The organism is Nonomuraea sp. KM90, from assembly GCF_052246675.1.
Lineage (GTDB): Bacteria > Actinomycetota > Actinomycetes > Streptosporangiales > Streptosporangiaceae > Nonomuraea.
Map to the genome: position 1 here is coordinate 1 of NZ_JBQQCB010000219.1, position 10,225 is coordinate 10,225.

7 protein-coding genes are annotated in these 10,225 nt (G+C 66.4%); 3 read left to right on the forward strand and 4 right to left on the reverse strand.

The genetic code is table 11. The annotated features are described in order from the left end of the window. Positions 1–143: 143 nt before the first annotated feature. On the reverse strand, positions 144–1,430 hold the full coding sequence (locus tag ACTWPW_RS61075; RefSeq protein ID WP_443174556.1) for a Tn3 family transposase: 1,287 nt from the start codon (positions 1,428–1,430) through the stop codon (positions 144–146). Further along, entirely contained in the window at positions 1,427–1,765 is a 339-nt protein-coding gene (locus tag ACTWPW_RS61080) for a hypothetical protein (RefSeq protein ID WP_443174557.1), read from the reverse strand. Before ACTWPW_RS61080 ends, ACTWPW_RS61075 begins: the two co-directional genes overlap by 4 nt. A 354-nt stretch (positions 1,766–2,119) precedes the next feature. On the opposite strand from ACTWPW_RS61080, the gene ACTWPW_RS61085 reads away from it, so the two are divergent. Continuing rightward, on the forward strand, positions 2,120–5,170 hold the full coding sequence (locus ACTWPW_RS61085; RefSeq protein WP_443174558.1) for a tetratricopeptide repeat protein: 3,051 nt from the start codon (positions 2,120–2,122) through the stop codon (positions 5,168–5,170). A 905-nt stretch (positions 5,171–6,075) separates the two neighbouring features. On the opposite strand, the gene ACTWPW_RS61090 is transcribed toward ACTWPW_RS61085, so the two are convergent. Continuing rightward, a complete protein-coding gene (locus ACTWPW_RS61090) occupies positions 6,076–7,146 on the reverse strand; it encodes a DUF6461 domain-containing protein (protein WP_443174559.1) in 1,071 nt (356 codons plus the stop codon). A gap of 457 nt (positions 7,147–7,603) precedes the next feature. Between ACTWPW_RS61090 and ACTWPW_RS61095 the strand changes: the two genes are divergently transcribed. Beyond that, entirely contained in the window at positions 7,604–8,284 is a 681-nt protein-coding gene (locus ACTWPW_RS61095) for a response regulator (RefSeq protein ID WP_443174560.1), read from the forward strand. Here the strand turns inward: ACTWPW_RS61095 and ACTWPW_RS61100 are convergent. Then, a complete protein-coding gene (locus tag ACTWPW_RS61100) occupies positions 8,271–8,453 on the reverse strand; it encodes a hypothetical protein (protein WP_443174561.1) in 183 nt (60 codons plus the stop codon). The two genes, ACTWPW_RS61095 and ACTWPW_RS61100, sit on opposite strands and share 14 nt — an antisense overlap. A gap of 865 nt (positions 8,454–9,318) precedes the next feature. On the opposite strand from ACTWPW_RS61100, the gene ACTWPW_RS61105 reads away from it, so the two are divergent. Then, positions 9,319–9,693, forward strand: coding sequence for a hypothetical protein (locus tag ACTWPW_RS61105; RefSeq protein ID WP_443174562.1), 375 nt, complete (start codon positions 9,319–9,321; stop codon positions 9,691–9,693). The last annotated feature ends 532 nt before the right edge of the window (positions 9,694–10,225 follow it).

Genomic DNA, 10,225 nt, shown 5'->3' on the forward strand with positions numbered 1-10,225 from the left:
GCGTCAACACCCGCACGAAGAGGATCATGCGCCAGATGCACGGCCGCGCTGGGTTCGACCTTCTGCGCCACCGCATCCTGCTGCAGTGAAGATCACTCAACGCCACCACCGATTACGGGCCAGAGCCCGATCTTCGGTGCGCGTCATGACCTCACCGAGGGTCGGGCTAGGAGGGTTGCACCGGTCGAGCCTCCCCTCTCGCGTGGAGGCAGCGCGTTCAATGTAGATCCGCGAGGACCACCGGGACCACTGGCATAGGAGTCGTCGATCGGGTCCAAGATGCTGAGCAGGTGGAGGGTCTTGTCGATCCGCCCGTACTCGGCGAACGCCTGCCCGAGCGGGGTGGGCCGCCCGTTACGGGCGAACATGCGCAGCAGGTCGTAGGCGCGGACCTGGTTGGTCACCAGCGACCCGGCGACCCGGGTCGTATCGGACCACTGGGTGTGGATCTTCTGCCGGTTGATCCTGTTGCGGGCGATCGCCTCCAACGGCCCGTAGTCGCTCGAGGTGTCCCTGCCGGGAACCTCCGAGCGCCGGAACCGCTGGTCGCCCAGATCGGCGAAGCGGGGCGCGAACCGGTAGCCGAGCATGGAGAAGATACCGAACACCATGTCCGAATCGGACGCCTGGTCGGTCGTGACGAACTCGGGCTGCGGGCCGGCGTCAATGTTGATCAGGGTGTCCAGGATGTACAGAGAGTCGCGCGGCGTGCGGGGCACGACCATCTGCCCGATCCCCATCACCTGATCATTTACTGCGTTCAAGAGCGTCAGACCGCGCTTGTACCCAAAGCACTTCGGCGACGGGGCAGCGTTGATCGTCTGGACCGAAACGACGAACCGCAGCCCCATCGACCGAGGCCAGCAGCCCGCCGCCCCACAGCGCCACGATTGGCACGCCACGCTGGCCTCGATCAGGATCGCGTTCGCCGCGGCGTGCGTCTCGGCCCGCACGTAGTTCTGGTCGACGTGCGAGAGCCGGCCACGGGTCAGCGCCTCGTCCCCGTCCTTGATCACCGGGGTGAGACCGACGTTGCAGGCCTCGCTGATCAGCAGCGCGACCAGCGAGCGGGGCAGGTCGTGCATGCGCGTGGAGGTGTCGGCCAGGTGCACATAGGCGTCCAGGAACCCCGTCCAGGAGTGCACCTCCAGCAACAGCTCGGGCAGACCGATGCGCGGCAGCATCGCCTGGCAGGCCGCACGCAGCCACTTCAGCGACGGGCTCTCGCCCAGCGCGCCGAGCTTCTCCACCGACAAGCGGGCGTGCCCATCGGCTGGGGTGACCACCCGGACCAGAGCGTCGTCGCCGGCTTCTTCGAGTCGGCCGGCCATCTGCCGCCATGCCGCGTCCAGCGCCAGCAGCTTGGCGTCCAGATGGGCCTCAACGGGGTCGGTGAGCGACAGAGAGGCGAGCACATCCTCACGGATCACCTCCCACGCCTTGCCGTCCAGCAGATGCGCGCGGGCCGGCCCACCGCAGCGACAGCGCGGCGAACACGTCTCGCACCTGAAGCGCCCCGAAACAACCCCTCCAGGACACAGAGCACATACGCGTCGCGGTCCACCGAGCCCTTGGGCAGGCCGGGGCTGGCGAACACCGGCCGCTTCCAGGCCGCCGTCACCAGCGACCCGTCGATCTCCTCCGGGAGGAGGGGCTTGCGGGACACGTGCCGGCGCGTCAGCTCCGGCAGAGCGCGCACCGCGGCCAGGACCATGCGGCCACCGGCCGCCGCGCCCAGCGCCTTCCACTCGCCCAGCAGCTTCAAGAACGGGCGGACGGTGTTGTACTTGTCGGGGTGCCGTCAACGAACGTGTCACCAGCCGCCATATCTACTCTGACCTGGGATGTTGTCTGACCTAGGATGCTGGTGGCCTCCTTCGTCGGGGCCAGGGCGGTTTCCGGGGGATGCAGCCAAGGTAAGCCCAAATGCCACTTCCACGGGTTCTCGATGCTGAGGGGCGCGGCTGTGACTGACTGTGATCTCCAGTGGCTGATCAGCTTCATGCGCCGCCTGAGTGCTCGTCACCTATGGGTGCTTCGTCACATCCGCCGCACTTATCTGAGGTTCTTGGCCTCTTCTCGCAGGTGAGCACAGATGATCTTTTCAGGCACGTGAGGCATGTCGACACTGATCCATCCACTGCAGTGTATTCAGAAGGGCACTACGGTAATTCTTGGTGATGTGGCCAGTGTCGAGGGTTTGCCCGCCTTCGAGGTGCTCGGCTCGTTGCGGGTGTGGGTGGACGGCCGGGAGCGTGCGGTGTCGCGGCCGGCCGTACGTCGGCTGCTCGGCGCTTTGCTGCTCACACCGGGCCGGCTGGTGGATCGGGCGCGGTTGGTTGCGTTCGTGTGGGGGCCGGCGGGGTGTGAGCCGGCGGCGCTGCACAGCGCGGTGTACCGGCTGCGGGACTGGCTGAGACCGACCGACATCGAGATAGTGCGCGAAGGCGACGGCTACCGCATCGAGGTGCCGCCAGAGCAAGTGGACGCCTCCCGTTTCCGGATCGCCGTCGCCGGCGCCCGGGCGGAGCCGGATCCGAGCCGCCGGACGGATCTGCTGCTGGCGGCGTTGAATTTGTGGCGCGGGCTGGTGCTGGCCGAGGATCTGGAGTGGCCCCACGCCCTGCCCGCCGTCGCGGAACTGCAGCAGGCCAGGATCGACAGTGCGCGGGAGCTGGCGGAGGCCGCCGTCCCTTGTGGGCGCGCCGCCGATGCCGTCGAACCTCTGCAGCGTCTTGTCGAGGCGCTGCCGTACGACGAGGCCGTCCACACCCAGCTGATCACGCTGCTCGGGCACGCTGACCGGCGTGCAGAAGGGCTGCGCCGTTATGAGCTGATCCGGCGTCACTTGGCCGACGACCTCGGGGTGGATCCGGGCCCGGGGCTGCGTCGGGCGCATCTGGCCCTGCTTGGCGACGATCTGCTGGCGCCTGGCCCGCCACCATCGCCGGTCTGCCTGCTACCGGGCGACCTGCCCGACTTCACCGGCCGCCAGGCAGAGCTGGAGCGCATCACCACGGTGTTGTCGGCCGAGCCCGGCACCTCGTCCACCCCGTCCATGGTGGCAATCTGCGGCATGCCGGGAGTCGGCAAGACCGCCCTGGCCCTGCGGGCCAGCCACCGGCTCTGCAGCCGGTTCCCGGACGGACAGCTGTTCGCCGATCTGAACAGGCCCGACGGCCGGCCAGTCGACGTGGACCAGGTGCTGGGACGCTGGCTGCGGGTGCTGGGCGAGCAGCCGCACGCCATCCCCGACGGCCAGGCCGAGCGGGCCGAGCTGCTGCGTGCGCGGCTGGCCGGCCGGCGGGTGCTGGTCGTGCTGGACAACGTCACCGATGCCGGACAGATCCAGCCGTTGCTGCCCACCGGGCCCTCCTGCGCGGCCCTGCTGACCAGCCGGTCCGATCTGGCGGCGCTGTACGGCATGACCCGCATCAAGTTGCCCGTGATGCCGCCACCCGAGGCGGCCGCGCTGCTGGGGCGTCTGATCGGCGGCGCCCGTATGGAGGCCGAGCCCGATCCGGCGCGGCGGCTCATCGAAGGGTGCGGCCGGCTGCCGTTGGCGTTGCGGATCGCCGGAGCGCGGCTGGCGGCCCGCCCGCACTGGACTGTGGCGCGCCTGGCCGACCAGCTTGCGCGGGCCCATCGTCCACTCGATCACCTGGCCCTGGGCGCGATGGAGGTGCGCGCCGTCCTGGCCGTCGGCTACCGCGCGCTCGATGCGCCCCAGCGCCGCCTGTTGCGGCTGCTCGGCCTGTTGGAGGCGCCTGATGTCGCGGCCTGGGTCGCCGCCGCGCTCCTGGACGGACCGCTGGCCGAGGCCGAGGAATCACTGGAACGTCTGGCGGACGCGCAGTTACTGGAGGCGGTACGGTCCCCGGGGGGCGAGCAGATCCGCTACCGCCTGCACGATCTGGTTCGCGCGTTCGCCCGGGAACGCGCCGAGGCCGAAGAGGCGCCGGTGAGCCGAGAAGCCGCACTGCTGCGCGCCCTGGGCGGCTGGCTGGCGCTGACCGAGGCCGCCTACGACGCACTGTGGGGTGGCGACTACATCTCGCTGCATGGACAGGCCGCCCGGTGGTGGGCGCGGGAGGGCGTCGAGCACCTGGTGGCCGACCCGCTGAGCTGGTACGACAGCGAGCGGGCCAACATCGTTGCGGCGGTCGGGCAGGCCGCCCGTATCGGAGCCGTCGAGCTGTGCTGGGATCTGGCCGGTTCGGCTGTGCCCTTGTTCGAGGCCCGTTCGCATCACGATGAGTGGCGGCAGACGCACGCCGTCGCTCTGGCGGCGGCGCTGCACGCGGGTGATGACCGGGGCGCGGCACTGATGAGCGCGAACGAGGCACTGCTGGACAGCTACCGGGGCGACTATGAGCGTGCCCGCGCGAAGCTGGCCACGGCCATGAAGCTGTGCGAGCGGACCGGGAACCGAGGCGGCTGGGCTCTGGCGAACTCGATGGATGCCCGGATCGATGTGATGCGGGGCCGTTTCGATGGCGTCCTGGCCCGGTATGAGCAGACCCTGGCCCACATGCGGGAGACGGAGGACCGCGGAGGTCAGTTTCTGTCGCTGGGTGACATCGGCGAGCTGCACATCATCCAGGGTCGCCCGGATCTGGCCCTGACCGTCTTGGAGCAGGCCTTCGAACTGGCCCACACCACCCCCGTGTTCGGCCCGCACATGCGTGCCAGGTCGCTGTGGTTCGTCGGGGAGGCCCGGCTGGCGATGGGTGACCTCGACCGTGCCGAGGACGTCCTGACCGAGGCCCGCCGGCAGGCCGAACAGGCGGGCACTCCCCATTTACTGGTGTCCGTGCTGCACGGCCTCGGGCTGATTCGGCTGCTTCGCGAGCGCCTGCCAGAGGCCGAGCCGCTGCTGAGCCGCGCCCTCACCTTGTCCGTGGACATCGGCGAGCGGGTGCCCCAGGTGCGCGTTCTGCGGGCTCTGGGCAAGCTCCATCGCCGCCGCGGCGACGTCGACCGGGCCGCCCACTGCTTCACCGAGGCCCTGGCAGTGAGCCGGAGCATGCGGGCACTGCTGTGGGAGATGCGTGTGCTCAACGACTTCGCGGACCTGCACGAGGAGATGGGCGATGTCGAGGCCGCGGCGGCCGAACGGCTCCAGGCCCAGTCCCTGCTGCAGCAGAGCGACCGCTCCACCACCTGGTGAGAACCCGGTCAGTTCTTGGTGAGCCCGGCTTGCCAGCATCGTCAATGCACACCGAAACGAGCGAACGCCGGATCGGTCAGCACACATGGCGCAGGTGAGGGCGTCGACCGCTGGCGTACCAGCGTCTCAAGCACGTCGCCGTGCACACGTACGGCTCGCCATTCCGACCGTGACGACCATCCAGGAGACCACCATGCATCCAGACTTATACCTGTGGGTCGAACGCGTCCGAGCCCGTGAGCTGCGGGAGGAGGCCGACCGGCAGCGCAAAGCGCGCCAGGTCGGCCGCGCGTCGGTCATCAGCGCCTTCGCCGAGCGGCTCGGATGGGTGCTGGTGAGAACGGGCCTTCGGCTTGTGGACCGCCACGCCAGCAGGCCGCACAGGTCCGGTCTCGGAAGCCCGCAGCCCTCTTCCAGACGGATCTCCCGCCGTCGCCCGGCGACGTAGGCGCCGACCAGCACCACGCCCCTCGTCTGCAGGCCTACGCGCTGCATGGCCTCGGGCTGATCCGGCTCCGTCACGGCCGCCCACCGAAGGCTGAGCCGCTGCTGCGCCGCCCTTCGCGCATGTGACGAACATGCCTGACGCCTTCTCGGCACCCTAGATAACGAGATCGGCGCTGGGATGTCGCGGTGTGATACGGGGGGCGAGGAACCGGCGGACAGCCGTTATCGATGAGAACGATCTTGCTAACGGGCGCGGCCGGGTAGAGTACGGGATTCGGGTGGGGTAGTTGCGTCAGCGGCGCGCGAGTGCTGCGCAGGCGGTAGAGCGGCCGATTTTGAGGGTACGGGCGGGCTTTGGTGACCGAGGCGCCGTGCCCCGCGGGACATCAAACCTCGATCAAGTCGGAGAGCCGGCATAAGTCGTAATCAACACAAATCAAACGCCCACTGAGAGTAGGTCAGAGGTCGAGGATATGCTGCTGGACGGTCGGCCAGTCCATCCCAAGAGCTTCATCGGCAATCTGAAGCGAAGACAATTTGGGGTTGCTCTGTTCGATCTCTCTAAGCGCAACTCGGATGGCAATCCCAGCCCTCCATCGCAACCTCATGAACTCAGAGTCCGCAGCGGACGATTCATATTCATTGGTAGCCTCCAGCCAATCTCGGCCGAGGCGAAGTGTGCGGTCCATGACCTCTGTGTGGAGCGCCGCCTCGGGGACATGCCCTGAGCCGTAAGCGCTACGAGCCTCTGAAATTTCCGGCCATTCAAAGCCGAATTTCGCGACAAGCAGGTCAATAATCCAGAAGAGAATTCCGGACTTCTTGCTGTGCGGCCACGCATCCGGAGAATTCGGAATAGTTGGTTGTGCAGCGATGGCACCACTGTGTACCGAATCGCCGTCGCCGATCGGAACGTCGACGTAGACGACTTCGTGGGTTGAATTTAGCCACTCTTCGGTTATGCGAAGTCCTGACCGAGCTTCCAGGATCGCCAGCGCCGCCGCCTTTTGCGCGACAACGCCAGCAGGACTGTCCTCGGAAAATTGATGGATGAATTGCAGCTCTTGGCTAAGCGCTTCCGGATTGGTTCCGCCAGCGAGCTCTCGCGAGAAACCTTCGGGAAAGTACGCGACGATATCCCCGTCCTCGGCATACGTAAGGGCCTCCCAAGTTTTGCCGCCCCACTCGATTCCCAGCACCGACGCACCACTGCTCAGAGCGCGGCAATAGTCTCTCAGCGAGGTGGATTGAGAGGATAGGTTGAGGATCGATACCGTCCCATCTCCTGCGGATCGATGGACAAAGAATGCCGCTATCGGACAGTGCAGCGTTATTGGAAGTTCGTATCCGTCTTCTTGTCGAACCTCTGGCGGAGTCCCACCTGCGAGAACCTCGTGGATATCGTCGATCTCAATCGAGTGATGAGCTTTTGGCGTGACAGAGACCCACCACATTCGATCGGATAGCCACTGAACAGAGCTGGAACGCAGCAAGGGTAGGTAGTGGTTGATTGCCGCAAGGTCGTACATGATGCCTGATACTACTCCTCGATAAATCGATTGAGAAGATGGTTCACGTCGAGCCGGCCCGGGAGCGCTGAAGCTTCCATTTTGGGCACCTGGGCCAGCTCAAACAGGGTGCGCTTGTCGCTTGACGCTAGAGGGCGTCGTCCGATGCACTACCGTCTGCGAGGCTGGACTGCTGATTGGCCCTCAATTGGATGGGGCTGTTGGAGCACTGTCCGGCCTAGTGACTGGACTTCTAGCCGGCCTAGCGGCCTGGGTTCATCTTGTTGGGTTCGGATCTGGTTCGCCATAGTAGGGCAGTTGCCCTGGCGGCTTATTGCTTTCTTGGAAGACGCTAGCCAGCGTGATGTGCTCAGGCAGTCGGAGCTCGGTATATGAATTCCGTCATGAACTCCTGACATCCTGAGGGCGGCTTCCGCGTAACCGCCCGGCTCCCCCTGTCCGAAGGAGTGCAGACCCTATGACGGTTCGCCTCGTCCTCGTCGACGACCAGCCGCTCGTCCGTGCCGGCCTACGTGTCCTGATGGCCGACACGCCGGACATTGATGTCGTGGCAGAGGCCGGGACAGGTGCCGAAGCAGTCCAGCTGGCCCGAGACATCCCGATCGACGTGATCGTGATGGACATCCGTATGCCCGGAATGGACGGCATCGAGGCCACCCGGGTGATCGCGACAAGCCCCACCGCGCCGCGTGTCCTCGTCCTCACGACCTTTGACGATGACGACTACGTGTACGCCGCGCTCCGCTCCGGCGCCAGCGGATTCCTCGTCAAGGACATGGCTCTGGACGACATCCTCATGGGGATCCGCGTGATCGCCGCCGGCGAGGCGCTGATCGCGCCCAGCGTCACAAGGCGTCTCATCGCTGAGTTCGCCGCCCGCCCGGAGACCCGGGGAGGGCTTCAGGCGAGGCGAGCTCCATCGCGGCCGCGTCCCATCGAGGGCATCACCGAGCGAGAACGCGAGGTCCTGACCCTCGTCGGACGGGGTATGTCCAACAGCGAGATCGCTGCCCACCTCTACATCAGCGTGGCCACCGCCAAGGCACACGTGTCACGGCTGCTCACCAAGCTCGATGTCCGCGACCGGATTCACCTCGTCATCCTTGCCTACGAGACAGGTCAGGTCACCCCGTATTGATCACAGTGATGAGCAGCAGCATGCTGCCCCTGGCACGCGGGCGCCCGTCGATCCGACCCGCCGACGGGAGATCGTCGATGCCTTCCCGGCCGCCACTCGCGGCCGGGATTTCCAAGCCTTGATCACGCTGCTCCGTCGTATCGTTCACCAGCATCTGATGGTGGCTCACGTGCACGTCCGCTCTCGCGGACGCGGGGGGTTGCGTGCTCATACGAGCGATCTTGACAGGCAGGTCCGACAGAACGGATCCCATCGGGGCCGCAGCGGCTTGCGCGGCTCCGGCCAAACATGGTCGGCGGGCCCAGAGCAGTATGGGACGTCGGTGCGGGTAAGATCACCGCTCAACTGAACGGTGCGCCCCCCGCCTCGTCGATGCGGAACTGGCGCTTCCCCGTCTGGAAACCAATCATCGTCCTGAGGGAGACCACGCGGCCGATAGCGCCGATGCTGCCGGTCGGTGGGATCGCTGCACGACCCAGCCGCGCCGACCGTCCTGCGGCCCGCCTACGATTCTGGCGATCACATCCATCCCAACGACGCGGGAGCCGAGGCCATAGCCGACGCACTCGCCAGAGTCATCGTCGCCTCCGCCTGAACGCGGCGATCGGGCGGCGTCGGCAACTCGCCCACCGGGCCCGGGACGCCTGCCAGGCTCACCGAACCAATACCGCGCACCCCGTCACGACCGTCGGACGCATCCTGGCCACCGGCGAGGCACACCAACGCCTCGCCCCTCACAAGAAGGGGACCAAGCCCAGACGCACCACCTGATCTCGTGAATGAACGCCGCCGGGCACCGCCATGCGGGCCGCGCCTCGGGCTGGGGGAAGTAATCGTTCGGACGTGCCGAGGCGGTGCGGACGCCGACGTTACTGCCCACTTGGAAGATCCGGCACCGGGAGTGGGTCCTTGCCCTCGTCCCTGATTGACGACTACGTGTATCAAGATCCCCAGACGTCCGCTGCCGTCCGTGGCAGGGTTGAGGAGCAATCAAGCCGGTGCAGATCCGCCGGACGGGGACACGAGGTGAGAGCGTGACCATGACTGATGCGCATGCCGGGCGCAAGGGGCGAGCAAGAAGCGGCCTATGGGGTCCCGCTCTGGCGAACCTCGGACTTGGCGTGCCCGCCATGGTGCCGTTCTATCTGGCGTGGTGGCTGCTGACCGAGTACATGCCGATGGACTGCGGCCTTGCCGAGTCCACCAACTGCAACTACGAGACCCTCGAGAACGGGTTTTTCTTCAGCATTTTACTGGTGGCAACCGGTCTACTCACCTTGACACAGGTGATCGTGATCGACGTATTCCTCCCACTCCGGCATAGACGACGGCTGGCGGCGTGGCTTGGCTCTGCCGTGCTCATCCCCGTCCCGTTCGTGGTGTGCGTGGCGCTGGCCTCGCTGGTCTGACGACCGGCTCTAAAATCCCATTTGGCGAGGCCGCGCGACCAGGCCGCATGACGGCATGACGGATCTCCGATGGGATGAGGTCAGGGACTTCTTCGATCCCGACTCGATGGGCCGCTCAACTATGTAAAGTAACTAGTTCATTACCTGTAGTAGTTATCGCGCCGGACGAACTGCGATGCGGTCACGGTGACATGTGAGCGAGGCGTGTGGCGCGTCGAGGCCCGCGCCACCGGAGCGCTGAAGGGGACGCCCTTTGACTTCTCAACGTTCAGCGGGAATCTCGCGGTGGCTGCGGCGGACTGCTGACCAGGCCATAGCGGTCTGGCACGTCCTGTTCCCCCCGCCCGCCTCTACGCCGTCGTCTACAACGCCGGCGAGCACCGGCCGACCCCGACGCGCCGGCACCTAGGGCGTGTATTGGGTTGTGATCAAGGGGTGGGTCGTGTGAGGTCTTTGATCCAAATCATCGCGCCACGAAGGTGGAGGCCGGCGATGTAGCTCTCAGGGGTCTTGTCGTAGCGGGTGGCGATGC